The following is a 17,613-nucleotide window of genomic DNA, read 5'->3' on the forward strand; positions in this document are numbered from 1 at the left end:
CGTTTCACGAAGGCACCTCAGGACGAGGTGATGAGGTGGGACGCCCCGACCAGAGCCTGCCGCCGGAGCCGCACCATGTCCCAACCCGAAGCCGACGCGGCCCTCCTCGAATCCGGCCGCCTGCTGTTTGCCGGGGTGGCCGACTTCCTGTCCTCTGCCCCCACCGTCGCCGCCCTGCCGCCGATGAAAGGCGTCGAGATCGCCTTCGCCGGCCGCTCCAATGTCGGCAAGTCGAGCCTCGTCAACGCGCTCACGGGCCGCAACACCCTGGCGCGGACCTCCCACACGCCGGGGCGGACGCAGCAGCTCAACTTCTTCGATATCGGCGGCCGCCTGACCCTGGTGGACATGCCCGGCTACGGCTACGCCGCCGTGGAGAAGACTAAGGTCGAGGCCTGGACCGACCTGATCCACGATTACCTCAAGGGCCGCGCCAACCTCGCCCGCGTCTTCATGCTGATCGATTCCCGCCACGGACTGAAGAGCATCGATACCGACGTGCTCGACGGGCTCGACAAGGCCGCCGTGAGCTACCAGATCGTCCTGACCAAGGGCGATGCCCTGAAGAAGGCCGAGATCGAGGCGCGCATCGCCGGCATCCGGTCCGCCATCGCCAAGCGACCGGCGGCCTACCCGGAGATCCTGCTCACATCGAGCCGCGACGATCGCGGCGTGCCGGAACTGCGGGCCAGCGTCGCCCGCCTCCTGTCCGAGCGCGGCGCATGACGGGCCTCGACCGTGCCCTCCTCGCCCTCGGGGCTCTCGCCGGCCTGCTGGGCGTCGCCGCGAGCGCGGCGGCGGCCCATATCCCGGGCGCCGACAGCCTGAAGACGGCGGCGCAGTTCCTGCTGTTCCACGCCCCCGCCATCATCGCACTCGTGGCCCTCACCGCCACCGGGATCACTCACCGCCTCACGACGCGCATCGCCGCCGCCGCGCTGGTGATCGGGCTCGCTCTCTTCTCCGGCGATCTGTCCTTGCGCGCCCTGCGGGGTATTCCGCTCTTCCCGATGGCCGCACCGACCGGCGGCATGGTCCTGATGGCCGGGTGGCTGCTGGCCGGGCTCGCGGCCGTCGTTCCGCCGGGGGCTCGACAGGGACCACCCGACCAGCAAACCCCTGCCATCCGGTCCTAAGCAGGTTTCGGGACGTAAGACCGGCGAGCCGGACGCTGCCCGTGTCGTCGTGGATGACGACACCGGCGCTTGTGTCCTCGGCGTGATCGACCACGGCAGCGAAGGAGCCCAGTACATCCCTTTCCAGGCGGATGACGTCGGGCGAGCCTGATCCGGGGCTGAAGTCGGTGATGACGTCCTTGCCCGTGAGGCGATCGAACACGAAGGTATCGCGGCCCGCGCCGCCGGTCAGTCGATCGTTACCGGTCCCGCGAAAACCTCATCCTCCGCCGTGAGGTGTTCGCCTGACGTGGGGACGGACGAAATCATCCCACCGCAGGGCGTATCGCCGGTCAGAGGGACGCCAAATCTCGGTGCACCAGCCCGAAGACCCATGATCAGCAACTGATGGTGTGGGTCATATTGAGTGCGCCGCCGCGGGGACGGGGCATCCGAACGGATGGGGACGACGCGCTCCCCTAAGATCCCGATCACCCTCATCGCCGCCGCCCTGGTCCCGGGCCGCCCTTCCGGCAGATGGCTCTCGGCCTGCCGGGACGATGGTGTACGCTCCCCCCACGTGCCGAAGGGAGAATCATTTGCTCAAACCCGGGATTCTCGTCGCCGCCTGCCTCGCGACCTTTCCCGTCCGCGCCATGCAGATCGAGGAGAACGAGCCGCTGGTCATGCGGATCATCTTCGAGGATTGCCTCGGCTACATCCGCCATGGCCGCACGCCGTTCCGAGGGCTTGCGACGCAGCCCGCTTCGCGCGTGGCGATCGACACCATTCCGCGCCGTGCACCGGATCGCGACAAGGCGGTGGAGTTGCTATCGCCGCGCTACGTCGCATCCTGGGGCCAGGATGGGAACGGCCGACACTGCCTCATCCATACGGTCTGGCAGGCCGAGCCCGACGCCTGGCCAAGACATCTCGGCGTGCGCAGCGAGGGCTTCCTGCAGCGCGTCGATGCGCGTGCCCGCGCCGAGGGCCTGACGACGAGCGGGGTGGCGGATGCGTTCACGCCGGTATCCGTCAGCTTCTGGTCCGAGGGCGAAACCGGGCATGACGGAGGTCCGCTGCGGCCCGTCAGCTTCTCGCTCGTGGCCTCGGCCGCCGACGAGGCCCGTGGCCTCGCCGATGCCGGCGTGATCGTCATGGCCGCCCGCCGCAGGGTCGCCCCTGAAACCCGTCCTCGACGAACTTCGCTACGGCATCACCGGCGGGTGATAGGTGAGCGTGAAGGCCAGCGCCCAGAGCAGGAACAGCACGACCGGCAGGTGGATGATGAGCTGCAGGAAGCTGAACCCCACGATGTCGCGGGCTTTCAACCCGAGGATGCCGAGGAGGGGCAGCATCCAGAACGGATTGATCAGGTTCGGCAGCGCCTCGGCGGCGTTGTAGATCATCACCGCCCAGCCGAGATGGACCTGCAGCTCGTTGGCCGCCTGCATGACGTAGGGCGCTTCCAGCAGCCACTTGCCGCCCCCCGAGGGCACGAAGAAGCCGAGCACCGCCGAGTAGACGCCCATGGAGATCGGGAAGCTGCCCGTGGTGTTCAGCGCCACGAAAGCGTGGGTGATCACGTCCGAGACCGAGGTGCCTCCCGCGTTCTTGGCGGTGGTGAGCATGGCGCTGATCGCCGCGTAGAGCGGGAACTGGATCAGCACACCGGCTGTTGCCGGCACCGCCTTGGCCACGGAGGCGAGGAAGTTCCTCGGCCGCCAATGCAGCAGCAATCCGAGGCTGAGGAACAGCAGGTTGTAGGTGTTCAAGTTGGAGATCGCGGTGATCCAGGATTGACGTGCGAACTCCTGGTAAAGCCAGCCGCCGGCGATCACGACGAGGAGCAGGGTCAGGATCGGCGAATGTTCGAGCCATTCCGAGGGCTGCTGCGGCCGGGACCGATCCGGCGTGTCGCGCGAGACGTCGAGGCCGAGATCGTCGGCCGTCACGGCGGTGGCGGGCTGGGGCGCGGAGACATAGGCGATGATGATCGAGATCACGAAGAGGATCAGGGCGATCAGCATCGACTGCCACAGGAAGATCGTCTCGCTGAACGGGATCACGCCGGTGATCGGCAGGAGGCTCGGCGGCAGGCTCTTGGGATTCGCCTGCAATTGCGCGGCGGATGAGCTGAGGCCCATGGCCCAGGTGGCGCCGAGGCCGAGATAGGCGGCGGCCCCCGCGGCGCGGTAATCCATGCGCAGTTCGGTGCGCCGGGCGAGAGCGCGGGCGAGGAGGCCGCCGAAGATCAGGCTGAGGCCCCAGCTCAGGAATGACGACAGCATCGTCGCCGCCGCCACGAAGCCCACCGCGCCGCGCCCGGTCTTCGGCACAAGGGCGAGCCGGTCGATCAGCCGCTGCACCGGCGGCGCCGTCGCCACCACGTAGCCGCCGATGGTGACGAAGGCCATCTGCATGGTGAAGGGGATCAGGCTCCAGAACCCGTCGCCGAAGCTCTTGGCCACGGTCATCGCGGGAGCGCCGTTGGCCAGCGCACCCAGCGCCACGATCACCACCGCGATGGCGACGAAGATGAAGGCGTCGGGAAACCAGCGCTCGGCCCAGACGGTGAAGCGGATGCCGAGCCGCGACAGGGTCCCGTCGGTGGCGCCCGCATGTGCGGGACGGCCGTTCTCCGACTTGAGCGGTATCGGCTCGCGGGAGTCTGGTTTCGGTGCCGACATCTGAGATCCCGCCGCTCTGCGGCCTGGTCCACCAGGCCGATACCCCGCATGTTGCCCAAACATGGGGCGCGCTCAAGCCCGGCATTTTGGCTTGTCACCAAGCAAAGGCGACGAATACGAGCCCCCTTCAATCTTCCTTCAACTCTGCACGTTCAGATGGCATCGACGACCCTTCGGGAAGATGACGTGTGACGAAGCCGGCGAGTAAATCCCCCCTGGAGATGATCCGCGACCGCCGCCCCCATGCGGATGCGATGACCCGTGATTTCACCGATGGTCCGGGGTCCGACCGCGATGACAGTGGGAGGAAGGCTTACGTCTCGCCACTAGCCTGGCTGTTCGGCATCCTCGCCAGTCTCGCGGCGATTGCCGGCGCCGTCTTCATCGTCCTGGCAGTGCCACCCGCGCTCGATTGCCGAAGCCAGGCTGCGCAGGGCTTCTTCGTGGGTCAGACCTACGGAGGCTGCGTGGCGAGCGGGCTGTCGGCGCGGTGGAACCTGCTCGAACAGCGGGTGAAGATGGCGCTACGCGGCTCGGGTCGCTGATCGGCGCCTCGCTCCGCGGCTCGAAGGCAGTCGTTTCTTCGCAGACGATCGCCGGCCCCGGCGGGACGAACCCGCCGAGGCCGTGAGACGGACGCGCGTCAGTTCAGCGTGACGCTTGCCGGACGGCGCTCCGGCACGCCGGGATCGTCGCCGATCATCAGACCGGACGGGCCGAGCCGGACCGGCACGGCCTCGCCGTCATGGATGCGCCCCGCGAGGAGCTGCTCGGCCAACCGGTCCTGCACCGCCTTCTGGATCACGCGCTTCAGGGGGCGCGCCCCGTAGGCCGGGTCGTAGCCCTTGTCGGCGAGCCAGTCGCGGGCCTCGGGCTCCACGTCGAGGGCGATCTTGCGCTCGTCGAGGAGGGTCTGCAGCCGCTCGAGCTGGATATCGACGATCGCCCCCATCTCCGACCGCCGGAGACGGTGGAACAGGATGATCTCGTCGATCCGGTTGAGGAATTCCGGCCGGAAGTGATGGCGGACCACGCCCATCACCTCGTCGCGGACCTCGTCCGTCTCCTGCCCTTCCGTCTGCGCCACGAGATATTCAGACCCGAGGTTCGAGGTCATGATCAGGAGCGTGTTGCGGAAGTCCACCGTCCGGCCCTGTCCGTCCGTGAGCCGCCCGTCGTCGAGAACCTGCAGCAGGACGTTGAACACGTCCGGATGCGCCTTCTCGATCTCGTCGAACAGCACGACCTGATACGGCCGCCGCCGCACGGCTTCCGTGAGCGCTCCGCCCTCCTCGTAGCCGACATAGCCCGGAGGCGCGCCGATGAGCCGGGCCACCGAATGCTTCTCCATGTATTCCGACATGTCGATCCGCACGAGGGCGGTGTCGTCGTCGAAGAGGAACCCGGCGAGCGCCTTCGTCAGCTCGGTCTTGCCGACGCCCGTCGGCCCGAGGAACATGAACGAGCCAATCGGCCGGTTCGGATCCTGAAGACCGGCGCGGGAGCGCCGCACGGCGGTGGCCACCGCTTCCACCGCTTCGCGCTGGCCGACGACACGCCGCCCGAGTTCCGCTTCCATGGCCAAGAGCTTCTCGCGCTCGCCCTCCAGCATCTTGTCCACGGGCACGCCGGTCCAGCGCGAGACGACGCCCGCGATATGGGCCGGCGTCACCGCCTCCTCCACCATGCCGTCACGGGCGACGGCGGATTCGGCCGCCGCCTCGATCTCGGCGAGCTGCTTCTCCAGGCCGGGGATCACGCCGTAGGCAAGCTCGCCTGCGCGCTGGTACTGGCCCTGGCGCTGGGCGTTGGCGAGTTCCGTCCGCGCCTCATCGAGCTTCTTCTTGAGATCGGCAGCGGCGCCGAGCTTGTCCTTCTCGGCCTTCCAACGCGACGTGATCGCGGCCGATTGCTCTTCGAGATCGGCCAGTTCCTTCTCCAGCCGTACGAGACGGTCGCGGGAGGCGGAATCGGTCTCCTTCTTGAGCGCTTCGCCCTCGATCTTGAGGCGGACAACCTCACGGTCGATGTTGTCGAGCTCTTCCGGCTTCGAATCCACCTGCATGCGAAGGCGGGATCCGGCCTCGTCCATGAGGTCGATCGCCTTGTCCGGCAGGAAGCGGTCGGTGATGTACCGGTTCGACAGGGTCGCGGCCGCCACCAGGGCGGCGTCCTGGATGCGCACGCCGTGGTGCTGCTCGTACTTCTCCTTGATGCCGCGCAGGATCGAGACCGTATCCTCCACGGTGGGCTCGGACACGAAGACGGGCTGGAAGCGCCGCGCCAGGGCCGCGTCCTTCTCCACGTGCTTGCGGTACTCGTCGAGCGTGGTCGCGCCGACGCAGTGCAGTTCGCCACGCGCCAGGGCGGGCTTGAGCAGGTTCGAGGCGTCCATGGCGCCGTCCGCCTTGCCCGCGCCGACGAGGGTGTGCATCTCGTCGATGAACAGGATGATGCCGCCGGCCGCCGCTGTCACCTCGGACAACACCCCCTTCAGACGCTCCTCGAATTCTCCGCGGTATTTGGCTCCTGCGATGAGGGATCCCATGTCGAGGGCGAGCAGGCTCTTGTCCTTCAGGCTCTCGGGCACGTCGCCGTCGACGATGCGCAGGGCGAGGCCCTCGACGATGGCGGTCTTGCCCACGCCCGGCTCGCCGATGAGCACCGGGTTGTTCTTGGTGCGCCGGGACAGAACCTGGATCGTGCGGCGGATCTCCTCGTCGCGGCCGATCACCGGGTCGAGCTTGCCCTCGCGGGCGGCCTCGGTGAGGTCGCGGGCATATTTCTTCAGGGCGTCGTAGGCGTTCTCGGCCGTCGCGTTGTCGGCGGTGCGACCCTTGCGGAGCGCGTTGATGGCGGCGTTCAGCGACGCGGCCGTCACGCCGGCGGCGGCGAGGGCACGGCCGGATTCGGTGTCCTTCTCGACAGCGAGGGCGAGGAGCAGGCGCTCCACGGTGACGTAGGAATCGCCCGCCTTCTGGGCGGCCTTCTCGGCGGTGTCGAACAGGCGCACGAGTTCGCGCGTCGCCTGGGGCTGCGCCGAGTTGCCGGACACTTTGGGCTGCTTGGCCAGCCATTGCTCGACTTGAGCCAAGGCCACGCGGGACTGTCCTCCCGCCCGGTCGATGAGACCGGCGCAGAGGCCCTCTGGGTCGTCGAGGAGCACCTTCAGGAGGTGACCCGGCTGCAGTTGCGGATGGCCTTCGCGAAGGGCCAGGGATTGCGCGGCCTGGACGAAGCCGCGGGCGCGTTCGGTATAGATCTCGAAATTCATGTCTTTCCTCTCCCCCGTACCGACGATCCACCGCCCGCCAAGCGGCACGGCCCCGTCGAGACGTCGCTCCCCGACCGGATGGTCCGGGAAGCCTCGGCACCGCGATGGTCGCCGATTGCTCACGATGTAGTGTTGCAAATGAGCACCACAAGCCCCGATCACGGACTTGCGTGCGACGATGAGTTCGGGCGAGGCTGACGGCATGACCGCGACCCCGAAGAGCCTCCCCGAGCTGCACCTCGAAGCGCTCCACCGCTACCCCGTGAAGGGGCTCTCCCCCGAGAGGCTGGAAGGCGCGACACTGGAAGCGGGCGGTTATTTTCCGGGCGACCGGCTGTTCGCCATCGAGAACGGACCGTCCGGCTTCGATCCGGCGGCGCCGAAGCATCAGCCCAAGATCAAGTTCCTGATGCTCATGCGCAATGAGGCCCTGGCCCGGCTCGGCACCCGCTACGATGGGGAAACATCGGTGCTGACGATCCGCAGGGGGGACGGCATCGCCGTCGAGGCCGATATCTCGACCCCGGAGGGGCGCGCGGCGGTGGAAGCGTTCTTTCAGGCCGAATTCGCGGATGCCCTGCGCGGGCCGCCGAGGCTGCTCAACGCACCGGACGGTTTCCGCTTCACCGATTCAGCGCGAGGCTTCGTCTCGCTCCTCAACCTCGCCAGTGTCGCAGCGACCGAGGACATGGTGGGCGCGGCCGTCGATCCGTTGCGCTTCCGCGCGAACCTTCACCTCAGCGGCCTCGCTCCCTTCGCCGAACTCGACCTCGTCGGGCGCGTCCTTGCTACGGGGGGCGGCGTGCGGCTGCGGGTCTCCAAGCGGACGGAGCGCTGCGCGGCCACGAATGTCGATCCGGCGACCGGCATCCGTGACCTCGCGATCCCCCGCACGCTCTCCATGCGGCTCGGCCATACCGATTGCGGGGTCTACGCGGAGGTGCTCCATGGCGGCCGCCTCGAACGGGGCGAAACGCTCCGGGTCGAGGCGTGAGGCCCCGTCGCATGCCCGCTGGCGGACTCGCTCAGATCGCGTGACGCGGAACGAGGACGATGGCGGCAGCGTAGCCCGCCCGGCGCAGGCCGCGAAAATCGGCTTGGCGCCGCTCGCAGGTCACCTTGACGTAGCGCTTCTCGCCGTCGGCACTCCAGGTGGAGGCGGCCATGGTCTGGCCGTGGATCATGCACTCCATCGGCGTGTGTGCGGGCGACACGATGACGTCGAGGGCGGTGATGCGGGAGCAATCCTGCGCCGCGATCATGCTGGAGCAAACCAGGGCGACGGCTAACAATTCGGACATGACGGACCCCTTTTTCGGTTCGGCGAATAAGGTCCGCGGTGTTGCTCAGGCGTCGAGCGGCCGCGTGATTGTTGCCTGAGCGTTCCCCGTCGTTTCTCTTTGGACTTGCTCTAGCATGACGGATGCCAAGCCGGCGTCCGCCTGAACCTTGCCCCGGCCCGCATGGCGCACATGGCTGGGGTCGGTCTTTTTGACTCACCTGACGAAGGAGGGAATTCCAACTCGCAGTCGGGACGCCGGGCGGTGTCCGGTGCTCGGCGTGAGCCAGGCCGGCTCCGGCTCGGCGCGGGGCAGGATGCTGGCGACGGCATCGAGATCGACGACGTAGCTGTCGGTCAGTCTGCGCCAGACCTCTGCGGGAGAGGCGGTGTCCTTCCTGATTCGGGCGAGCGCCGCGGCGAGTCCCTGAAGACCGGTAAGCGTCGGACGAGCGACGGTGGAATCCACGTCAAGCATCGGAGGAAGCATCCTGTACAATCCCCCCAAAGGATCACAGGACATGGTTAACGCTTGGTTATGCTTGCCCCCCTCGATCCGGCCGCTCTCGCAACTGACTCGTCCTTCACGACGTGACCATTTTTCCGAGCTTTGGCGGCTATGGCGCTTCGCAGTGCGACATCGCTGCGCTAGAAGCGCGTCGTCGCGCATACCGATCCGGCGCCGTAGCGAGGACAGTGCCTCACGATGAAAGAATCTCTGGCAAAAGACGCCCTCCCGAACGTGCATGTGCGCGCTGAAGTCCTGGTCCAGGCGCTCCCGCACATGCAGCGCTACGACCAGGAGATCGTGGTCATCAAGTATGGCGGCCATGCCATGGGAGACCGCGCGGCGGCGGAGGATTTCGCCGAGGACATCGTCCTCCTCGAGCAATCCGGCCTGAAACCCATCGTCGTCCATGGCGGCGGCCCGCAGATCGGGCGCATGCTCGGCCGGCTCGGCATTGAATCCGAGTTCCGCGGCGGCCTGCGCGTCACCGACGAGGCCACCGTGGAGGTGGTCGAGATGGTGCTCGCCGGCTCGATCAACAAGCAGATCGTCGGCTGGATCTCGGCCGAGGGCGGCCGCGCCATCGGCCTGTGCGGCAAGGACGGCAACATGGTCCGCGCCCGCAAGGCGACGCGCACCGTGCTCGACCCGGAGAGCCAGACCGAACAGGAGATCGATCTCGGCCTCGTGGGCGAGCCAGAGCACGTTGAACGCGGCGTCCTCGACGCGGTGCTGAAGGCCGAGCTGATCCCGGTTCTCGCCCCGGTCGCCTTCGGCGCCGATGGGCAGACCTACAACGTCAATGCCGACACCTTCGCCGGAGCCATCGCCGGTGCATTGCGGGCCAAGCGCCTGCTGCTCCTCACCGACGTGCCGGGCGTGCTGGACAAGGACAAGAAGCTGATCACCGACCTGACCCTGGAGGATTGCCGCCGCCTCATCGCCGACGGCACCATCACGGGCGGGATGATCCCGAAAATCGAGACCTGCATCTACGCGCTCGAGCAGGGTGTCGAGGCGGTGGTCATCCTCGACGGCAAGGTCAGCCACGCGGTGCTGCTGGAACTCTTCACCGACCATGGCGCGGGCACGCTGATCCGCAGGACTTAGAGCTGCGCCCGACCACGTTGGGTCGGGGCACACCTCTAGATCTTTGTTTTATCGCACTCTTTTTCGCCGAACCGGCATCCACTTCGGCGGAGAGCGCTCGAGCCATCAAGCCCCGGGATGGATCGTCCACCTCCCGGGGCACGGCCACATCGGGACCGGCCGGGACCGGAAGACGTCAGGATTCTTCGGCCCGCCCGGGGGCCGGCACGCCGGCCTTGGCCCAGAACACCGCCGTCGCCTTGCGATAGGCCCTGATCAAAGCCGGCCCTCCCGGGCCCGCGGGACCGATCTCGTCCCAGATCTGGTGGCACAGACCGGCCTGGACCGTGAAGCGGGCGGGATCCTCGGTCTTCGAGGCGGCCTCCAGCGCCCCCACGATCTTGCGCATGCGCTCGGCATTCTGGGCGAACATCTCCTCGCGCTCGGCCAGGCGACGACGCGCCGCCTCGGCCTTTGCGGCGCGGCGCTCGGTCGGTACCGCATCTTCGGTCACGTCCGCCACATCGGGCCGGTACGCATCCTGAACCCGCTTGAAGGCGGCACGGCCGCGGAGGATCATCGGCTTGGCATCCGGTCTACCCCGGCAGGCCGTTCGCAGTTCGACGACGAGACGCTTGGCCATATCCACCATCTTGCGGGACGGCGGGGATTCGGAGGCTGCGATGGCCGCCTTCTCCAGGGCGGCGATGATGGACTCCGAGTCGGCCGAAGGTCGCTCGTCGGAAACATCGGGGCCGGGAATCGCCAATGCCTTATGGTCCGGCTCAAAGCTCACGATGAAACCCTCTCGATCGATCCGGGGCGCCGTGCCGCAGATCGCTTCCTCGACCGTTCGCGCCGCCGCTTCCGTGTCCGGAGCCGCCACGTCGGAAAACCGGCACCGCCGAGGTCTCCTGCGCCCAGCGTGCGGGCCTTCGCAGGTCTGCCTCCGCGACGGGGCGTAGCCCTATCGCCTCGGCCGCGACAGGGTCAAGGCGACGCCGCCGCCACATCCGCCTCACTGCGATGCCGTTCATTCAGAATGCGGAGGATTGCCGGATGTCGAGCCTCGTCCGAGCAGATCGACGGACATGTCCCGCAGACACCGGGACGCCATCAGATAAATCGACGATCTGGTCAGGGAAAATGGTGCTGCTGGACAGGATTGAACTGTCGACCTCCTCATTACCAATGAGGTGCTCTACCACTGAGCTACAGCAGCCGATCGTCGCGACGTGTCGGGACGAGCGGGGAGTTAGCGGATCAAAAGCGGCTTGGCAATCACTTCTCGCCACCTTTGAGCAATCCGTTTGAAACGAGCAGCCCGGTCTCCCTCTTGCAGGCCGCTCGAATGATGCCGGCCAGACCGGATTCGGCCACCGCTTCCGCCGCGTCGGACGGTGAGAACCAGCGATCCTCGCGCTCGTTCCGCTCCGGCCAGTGCTTGAGCTGCTTGCGCACCTCGAGGGGGAACACCTTGACCTGGCAGAGGACGAAGTCGCGGCTCTTCAGGCGCTTCTCGTAGAGGTAGAATCCGAGCGGCCTCTTGCCGATCTCGCCCAGGAGACCGGCCTCCTCATAGGCTTCCCGGGCAGCGGCCTCGAAGGGCTTGCGCCCCTTCATCGGCCAGCCCTTCGGGATCACCCACCGGCGGCTTTCGCGCGACGTGATCAGGAGGATCTTGAACCCGCCATCCGGCAGGCGCCGGAACGGCAGGGCACCGACCTGGCGTCGAGGCTCCGTCTCACTCTCCAACTGGACTGAACTCATGGCAGGTGAACGCCCCGCCGCCGTCCGGGTTCGACGGGCCGAGGCCGAGAGTGAGGTTCGAGACGGGGCCCCTTAGGCATCCGCAACGAGACGAGCGGTTTCATCGCGTGTGCGATCGATACGAGGACCATCGAACTGCAGATCATCGGACGCCCCTTGTCGGTCACGCGAGGACGGGCACGCGAGGATGGAAATGATAGACCAGCCGAGACGGTCTTCGACGTGTCGGACACGGATTGGCTTTACCGGAAAATGAAGATCGCCCTCAAGGCGAAATTTACCCGGCAAACTAAACCAGCGTCGCACCTCGCCGGCGCAGAGCCCCTCCGTGCCTACGACGCGCGCGTGACACCCCGAACACGACCGGCATCGGCGGGGTCATCCCCGGTACGGCCATGCAGGGACGGGTTCAGCCGGCGGCGCTGAGGTTCTCGATCAGGGCATTGAGGTCGGCGCGCATGGCCTGGACCTCCGGCTCCGACATGTTGAGCTGGCACATCACGGATTCCCGCACGAGTCGGGCCTCGGCGCGAAGGTCGCGCCCCTGTTGGGTCAACTGGATCTCCACCTCGCGCTCGTCACTGCGCCGTCGGTTGCGGACCAGGAAACCGGCCGTCTCCAACCGCTTCAGAACCGGCGTCAGCGTGCCGGAATCGAGCCTCAGACGGCGGCCGATATCCGACACCGTCACACCATCGGTCTCCCACAGGACGAGGAGAACCAGATATTGCGGATAGGTCAGTCCCATCCGCTCCAGCATGGGGCGGTACGACCGGGTGATCCGGTGAGCGGCGGCGTAAAGTGCGTAGCAGAGCTGATTGTCGAGCAGCAGCGGGTCCGTGGTGGAACTCACCTGCTGCTCCGGAGCGTCGACCATATACACCACGCGATCGATCCCCAGATCCGGCCGGCACGACGCACGAGCGGCGACATCGGTTCCTCGCACCCGGCTCCGCGCCCGGGACATCGGACGCGCGCCGAACGAAGGGTGCCCACCCTCCGAAAGTCTCGTTATTTCGCTCCGATTGCAAGCATTTACCGGACCAAGGACCGGGTCCATGCCCCATGCCGGCCAGGGACGGGATGCCGCACGATCGCGTGAGTTTCGCGTCGATACCCGCCCGCGCCCGCCGGCCCCTCTGACGAACGGGGCGGATTGATACGCGAACAGCCTGTGACCGCCCCCTTTTTGGCCTGTGCCTCGGCGGAGGGAGCGGCCACAATGAGGGGATCAGGCCCGCGACAGGATACCACGATGCAGCTCGCCCCCTCAGCCTCCCGCCCCCGCGCTCTTCCGATGGCCATCGCCCTGGCCTTCGGCCTCGGCCTGCCGCTCGCACCGATCTCGGGTTCGGCGCTTGAAGGCCCGGCTCCGGCCAAACCGGGTGAGGCCACGGCGCCGGCGGTGGCGGCCAAGCCCCGCGTCGTCATCGTCGCCACCGGCGGCACCATCGCCGGCGCCGGCGCCGATGCCGCCAACAGCGCCACCTACCAGGCGGCCAAGGTGCCGGTGGACAAGCTCATCGCTGCCGTACCCGCCATCGCCCAGGTCGCCGAGGTGCGCGGCGAGCAGGCGTTCCAGATCGCTTCGGAGAGCTTCACCAACGCGCAATGGATCCAGCTCGCCAAGCAGGTCTCGGCCCTGGTCAAGCGCGACGACGTCGATGGCGTGGTCATCACCCACGGGACCGACACGGTGGAGGAGACCGCCTATTTCCTCGACCTCGTGGTGAAGACCGACAAGCCCATCGTCATGGTCGCCTCCATGCGCCCGTCCACCGCGATCTCGGCCGACGGCGCCCTGAACCTCCTCGACGCCGTGGTGGTGGCCGGCGCGAAGGATTCCCGCGGCAAGGGCGTGCTCCTCACCATGAACGACGAGATCCAGGCCGGGCGCGATACCACCAAGCGCGTGAACATCAAGCCGTCCGCGTTCTTCAGCCAGTGGGGCCCCCTCGGCATGGTGGTGGAGGGCAAGACCTACTGGTTCCGTGCGCCGGTGAAGCGCCACGGCACCACCTCCGAGTTCGACATCGACTCCATCGATGCCCTGCCGGAGGTCGCCATCGTCTATGGCTCGGGCAACATGCACCCCGAGCCCTACACCTCCGCCGTGGCCGGCGGCGCGAAGGCGATCATCCATGCCGGCACCGGCAACGGCTCGGTGGCCGGCTACCTCGTCGACACCCTGAAGGACATCCGCGGCAAGGGCGTACAGATCATCCGCTCCTCCCGCGTCGGTGACGGCTTCGTCCTGCGCAATGCCGAACAGCCCGACGACAAGTACGATTGGGTCGTCGCCCACGATCTCAACCCGCAAAAGGCCAAGATCCTCGCAGCCATAGCCCTGACGAAGACTCAGGACACCAAGGAGCTTCAGCGGATCTTCTGGGAGTATTGAGCGGATCGCCCCGACCGCCGCCTCAGCGCAGGACGAAGCCCTCCGGCGTGAGAGGCGGCGGCGCGGGCTCACCCAGGGCGTCGAGGACGATCCCCTCCACCACGCGGACGAGGGCATCGAGGGGAAGGTCGTTGGGCTCGGTGCCGAACGGATCCTCCAGCTCGTCCCCCAGGGCATCGAGGCCGAAGAAGGTATAGGCGACGAGGGCCGTCACGAGCGGCGTCACCCAGCCCAGGGTGCCCGCGAGCCCGAAGGGCAGGAGCAGACAGTAGATCCAGGCCGTGCGGTACAGGAGCAGAGTGTAGGCGAAGGGCAGCGGGGTACCCTGGATACGCTCGCACACGATCTGGACCTGACCGAGGGCCGCAATTTTCTGCTCCAGCAGGCCGAATTGAATGTCGGTGAGGGCACCCGCCCGTTGCGTCCGGCCGAGATCGGCCGTGAGGTGCACGAGTACGGCGTCGGCCACGCTGGGGCGGCCACGAAGGGGCGCGGCCTCCGTCTCGGCCAGCCAGGGTGAGGCGGCTGCCATCTCGTCCTCGCGCCGCATCTGCGCGCGAAGGGCCTGGGCGAAGGCCATGACGCGCTTCAGCGCGCGGCTTCGCAGTTCGCCGTGCCTTTCCTCGGGCAGAAGCGCGCCCAGAAGCCGGGCGAAGGCCCTCGCTTCGAGGATCAGCGTTCCCCAGGCTTTGCGCGCTTCCCACCAGCGGTCGTAGCAGGCCCCGTTGCGGAAGCTCAGGAAGATGGAGAGCGCCAAACCGACCAGGGTGAAGGGGCCGATTCCGGCACTCATCGGAAAGGGATGGGGCCAAGCCCGTTCCACCGCGACGACCCCGAAAGCGGCCGCGGTGATGAAGCTCACCTTCAGCGCCACTCTCGGCAGGATCGAGCCCTGAAGCGTGAAGAGCACGGCCATCAGGTTGGGACGCGAACGGACGATCATGGAGGGTTCAAGGTTCCGTTGAAGGTGTCGACGGCCGCGGAAAGGACCGGCCGGTTGAGCCTGCGTCACCGGGTCGTTCGATGGCAAGGCAACCTCGCGTGAACACCATCGATCGGTGGCGAGGCGTGCCCGGTCTCGCGAGGGAGACGGAGTACCTGGGATGGGGACCGACGCAAGACAGGCGGCAGCAGTGGAACTCAGAATGTTGAATATTGTCGACGTTCTCGCACTGCAAAAGTGTTCATGTGGCCTGAGCGGAAGCGAACGATTGCGCAAAATCCTCAAAAACCACCGGAGTGGTCGGATACCGCGGCGCGACGACCCAAAAATCTGCTGCAGTGCAACAAGACATGCGCAGTGCTATTACACCTAGACCGGCCCCTTGCGAAAACTGGACCGTATCTTTACGCTGCGTGCGCCAAACAAGACTTCCGCACCCCGGACACTATGCAAGATATCACTTGCGTTAGGGTCCGGACGGGGGAGGCGCTCCGAGGATAGACCGGTCGATGAAGAAAAATAAGGTGATCACGGCCGAGGAGGCGATCGCCCTCATCCGGCATGACGACGTCGTCACGACCACGGGGTTCGTGCAGAGCTGCATCCCGGAGGCGCTTCATGCCGCCCTGGAGAAGCGCTTCGTCGACACGGGCGCCCCACGCGGCCTCACCCTGATCATGACCGCCGGCGCCGGCGACAGCAAAGGCCTCGGCACCGGGCGGCTTCATCACGAGGGCCTCTTGAAGCGCGTCATCGCCGCCAATTTCGGGCGTATGCCGAAGGTGGCCAAGGCCGCCCAGGACAACAAGATCGTCGGCTACAACCTGCCCCAGGGCGTGATCTCGCAGCTCTACCGTGCCTGCGCCGCCGGCCAGCCCGGCCTGTTCTCCAAAGTCGGCCTGCACACCTATGTCGATCCGCGCCACGGCGGCGCCCGCGTGAACGAGGTGACGACGGACGAGATCGTCAAGCTCGTGGAGGTCGATGGCGAGGAGTGGCTGTTCTACACCGCCACCAAAATCGACGTCGCCTTCATCCGCGGCACCTCGGCGGATCCGGCGGGCAACATCTCCTTCGAGAAGGAGGCCCTGACCCTGGATTGTCTCGCCCAGGCCATGGCCGCGCGCAACAACGGCGGCATCGTCATCGCGCAGGTCGAGCGCATCGTCGATGACGGCTTCCTGCTGCCCAAGGACGTGCGCGTTCCGGGCATCCTGGTGGATTGCGTGGTCCTGGCCGAGCCCGAGATGCACCGCATGAATTACGGCGTGCAGCACGATGCGGCGCTCGCCGGCCAGATCCGCGTGCCGGTGAGCGGCATGAAGAAGATGAAGCTCGACGCGCGCAAGATCATCGCCCGGCGCGCCGCCTTCGAACTGCCGCCCAACGGCGTGGTCAATCTCGGCGTCGGCGCGCCTGAAGGCATCTCGGCCGTGGCCAACGAGGAGAAGGTGACGCCCTACATCACCCTCACCACGGAGGCCGGCGCGGTGGGCGGCGTGCTCGCCTCCGGGTCGAGCTTCGGCGCGGCGACGAATGCCGATTGCGTCATCGACCAGAACCAGATGTTCGATTTCTACGATGGCGGCGGCCTCGACATGACCTGCCTCGGCATGGCCGAGTGCGACCAGCATGGAAACGTGAATACCAGCGCGTTCGGCGGCAAGCTCAACGGTTGCGGCGGTTTCATCAATATCAGCCAGAACGCGCGCTCCGTGGTCTTTGCCGGCACCTTCACGGTGGGCGGCCTGGAGACCACGATCGAGGACGGCAAGCTCAAGATCGTCACCGAGGGACGCTCGCAGAAGTTCCTGCCGCAGGTAGAGCAGATCACCTTCAGCGGCCCCTATGCACAGAAGCGCTCGCAGCCGGTGATCTACGTCACCGAGCGGTGCGTCTTCCAGCTCACCGACGAAGGGCTCGAACTCATCGAGGTGGCACCCGGCATCGATATCGAGCGCGATATCCTGCCCCATATGGGCTTCACGCCGATCATCAAGCACCCGGCGCAGATGGATGCCCGATTGTTCCGCGACGAGCCGATGGAGCTCCTCTCCGACCTCCTCAACCTCAACCTGCCGGAACGGGTCAGCTACGACGCCGAGCGCAACATCCTCTTCCTCAACCTCGAAGGCTGGCACGCCCGCATCAAGAGCGATATCGACGACCTGCGCAAGGTCCTGGTCGATGCCTGCAAGAAGGCCGGCCAGCGGGTCAACTCGGTGGTCAACCATGACGGGTTCCGCATCAACGAGAACCTGTACGACGATTACGCGAGCATGATCCAATACCTGTCGGCGAACTACTACCTCACCACCACGCGCTACGCGACGAGCGCCTTCCTGCGCCTCAAGATGGAGGAGGCGCTCAACAATCGCGGCCTCGCCCCGCACGTCTTCGAGCGCAAGGAGGACGCCCACGCCTTCCTCGACGGCATGGACCGGAAGGTACGCCGGGCGTCCACCGCCATCGACGCGGCGGCCTGATCGATCTCGGCAGAACGCCGCGCCCGCTTCATTCGGGCGCGGCGTTCTTGAATCCGGG

At 66.9% G+C, this 17,613-nt stretch carries 15 protein-coding genes and 1 tRNA gene; 7 read left to right on the forward strand and 9 right to left on the reverse strand.

Going from position 1 to position 17,613, the window contains the following annotated elements; translation table 11 throughout:
* Positions 1 to 75: 75 nt before the first annotated feature.
* On the forward strand, positions 76 to 726 hold the full coding sequence (yihA, locus tag MKK51_RS14760; RefSeq protein ID WP_243978333.1) for a ribosome biogenesis GTP-binding protein YihA/YsxC: 651 nt from the start codon (positions 76 to 78) through the stop codon (positions 724 to 726).
* The gene (locus tag MKK51_RS14765; protein WP_243978335.1) at positions 723 to 1,136 is read left to right on the forward strand and encodes a DUF423 domain-containing protein; all 414 of its coding nucleotides are present in this window, start codon (positions 723 to 725) and stop codon (positions 1,134 to 1,136) included. The genes yihA and MKK51_RS14765 overlap by 4 nt, the downstream gene beginning before the upstream one ends.
* Positions 1,137 to 2,323: 1,187 nt before the next feature.
* Here MKK51_RS14765 and MKK51_RS14770 read toward each other — a convergent pair.
* Positions 2,324 to 3,805: a short-chain fatty acid transporter gene (locus MKK51_RS14770; protein ID WP_243978337.1), complete on the reverse strand. Its 1,482-nt coding sequence runs from the start codon at positions 3,803 to 3,805 to the stop codon at positions 2,324 to 2,326.
* 188 nt (positions 3,806 to 3,993) lie between these two features.
* Here MKK51_RS14770 and MKK51_RS14775 point away from each other — a divergent pair, with 188 nt between their 5' ends.
* The gene (locus MKK51_RS14775; RefSeq protein ID WP_243978339.1) at positions 3,994 to 4,350 is read left to right on the forward strand and encodes a hypothetical protein; all 357 of its coding nucleotides are present in this window, start codon (positions 3,994 to 3,996) and stop codon (positions 4,348 to 4,350) included.
* A gap of 98 nt (positions 4,351 to 4,448) precedes the next feature.
* Here the strand turns inward: MKK51_RS14775 and clpB are convergent, their stop codons facing one another.
* On the reverse strand, positions 4,449 to 7,079 hold the full coding sequence (gene clpB / locus MKK51_RS14780) for an ATP-dependent chaperone ClpB (RefSeq protein WP_243978340.1): 2,631 nt from the start codon (positions 7,077 to 7,079) through the stop codon (positions 4,449 to 4,451).
* A gap of 202 nt (positions 7,080 to 7,281) precedes the next feature.
* Between clpB and MKK51_RS14785 the strand changes: the two genes are divergently transcribed.
* Positions 7,282 to 8,073: an MOSC domain-containing protein gene (locus MKK51_RS14785; protein ID WP_243978349.1), complete on the forward strand. Its 792-nt coding sequence runs from the start codon at positions 7,282 to 7,284 to the stop codon at positions 8,071 to 8,073.
* A 31-nt stretch (positions 8,074 to 8,104) separates the two neighbouring features.
* Here MKK51_RS14785 and MKK51_RS14790 read toward each other — a convergent pair whose 3' ends face one another.
* Both MKK51_RS14790 and MKK51_RS14795 read right to left on the reverse strand, forming a co-directional pair.
* Positions 8,105 to 8,380 (reverse strand): hypothetical protein, encoded by a 276-nt coding sequence (locus tag MKK51_RS14790; RefSeq protein WP_243978351.1) that lies wholly within the window; start codon positions 8,378 to 8,380, stop codon positions 8,105 to 8,107.
* 195 nt (positions 8,381 to 8,575) lie between these two features.
* Positions 8,576 to 8,836, reverse strand: coding sequence for a hypothetical protein (locus MKK51_RS14795; protein WP_243978353.1), 261 nt, complete (start codon positions 8,834 to 8,836; stop codon positions 8,576 to 8,578).
* 228 nt (positions 8,837 to 9,064) lie between these two features.
* Here MKK51_RS14795 and argB point away from each other — a divergent pair, with 228 nt between their 5' ends.
* Positions 9,065 to 9,976: an acetylglutamate kinase gene (gene argB, locus MKK51_RS14800; RefSeq protein WP_018045323.1), complete on the forward strand. Its 912-nt coding sequence runs from the start codon at positions 9,065 to 9,067 to the stop codon at positions 9,974 to 9,976.
* A gap of 175 nt (positions 9,977 to 10,151) precedes the next feature.
* On the opposite strand, the gene MKK51_RS14805 is transcribed toward argB, so the two are convergent.
* The 4 genes from MKK51_RS14805 to MKK51_RS14820 all read right to left on the reverse strand — a co-directional run bounded on the left by MKK51_RS14805 (position 10,152) and on the right by MKK51_RS14820 (position 12,602).
* Positions 10,152 to 10,841, reverse strand: coding sequence for a hypothetical protein (locus tag MKK51_RS14805; RefSeq protein WP_243978355.1), 690 nt, complete (start codon positions 10,839 to 10,841; stop codon positions 10,152 to 10,154).
* A 261-nt stretch (positions 10,842 to 11,102) separates the two neighbouring features.
* A tRNA-Thr gene (locus MKK51_RS14810) sits at positions 11,103 to 11,177 on the reverse strand.
* 59 nt (positions 11,178 to 11,236) lie between these two features.
* Entirely contained in the window at positions 11,237 to 11,725 is a 489-nt protein-coding gene (locus MKK51_RS14815; protein ID WP_243978357.1) for an NUDIX hydrolase, read from the reverse strand.
* 409 nt (positions 11,726 to 12,134) lie between these two features.
* On the reverse strand, positions 12,135 to 12,602 hold the full coding sequence (locus MKK51_RS14820; RefSeq protein WP_243978655.1) for a MarR family winged helix-turn-helix transcriptional regulator: 468 nt from the start codon (positions 12,600 to 12,602) through the stop codon (positions 12,135 to 12,137).
* Between the two features lie 378 nt (positions 12,603 to 12,980).
* On the opposite strand from MKK51_RS14820, the gene MKK51_RS14825 reads away from it, so the two are divergent.
* Positions 12,981 to 14,126, forward strand: a complete 1,146-nt coding sequence (locus MKK51_RS14825) for a type II asparaginase (RefSeq protein WP_243978358.1) — start codon at positions 12,981 to 12,983, stop codon at positions 14,124 to 14,126.
* Between the two features lie 22 nt (positions 14,127 to 14,148).
* On the opposite strand, the gene MKK51_RS14830 is transcribed toward MKK51_RS14825, so the two are convergent.
* Positions 14,149 to 15,069 carry a bestrophin family protein gene (locus MKK51_RS14830; RefSeq protein ID WP_243978360.1) on the reverse strand — a complete coding sequence of 307 codons (921 nt, stop codon included), beginning with the start codon at positions 15,067 to 15,069 and terminating at the stop codon, positions 14,149 to 14,151.
* 509 nt (positions 15,070 to 15,578) lie between these two features.
* On the opposite strand from MKK51_RS14830, the gene MKK51_RS14835 reads away from it, so the two are divergent.
* Positions 15,579 to 17,555: an acyl CoA:acetate/3-ketoacid CoA transferase gene (locus MKK51_RS14835; protein ID WP_056161468.1), complete on the forward strand. Its 1,977-nt coding sequence runs from the start codon at positions 15,579 to 15,581 to the stop codon at positions 17,553 to 17,555.
* Positions 17,556 to 17,613: the final 58 nt, after the last annotated feature.

It is taken from the genome of Methylobacterium sp. E-045 (genome assembly GCF_022829685.1).
Taxonomy (GTDB): domain Bacteria; phylum Pseudomonadota; class Alphaproteobacteria; order Rhizobiales; family Beijerinckiaceae; genus Methylobacterium.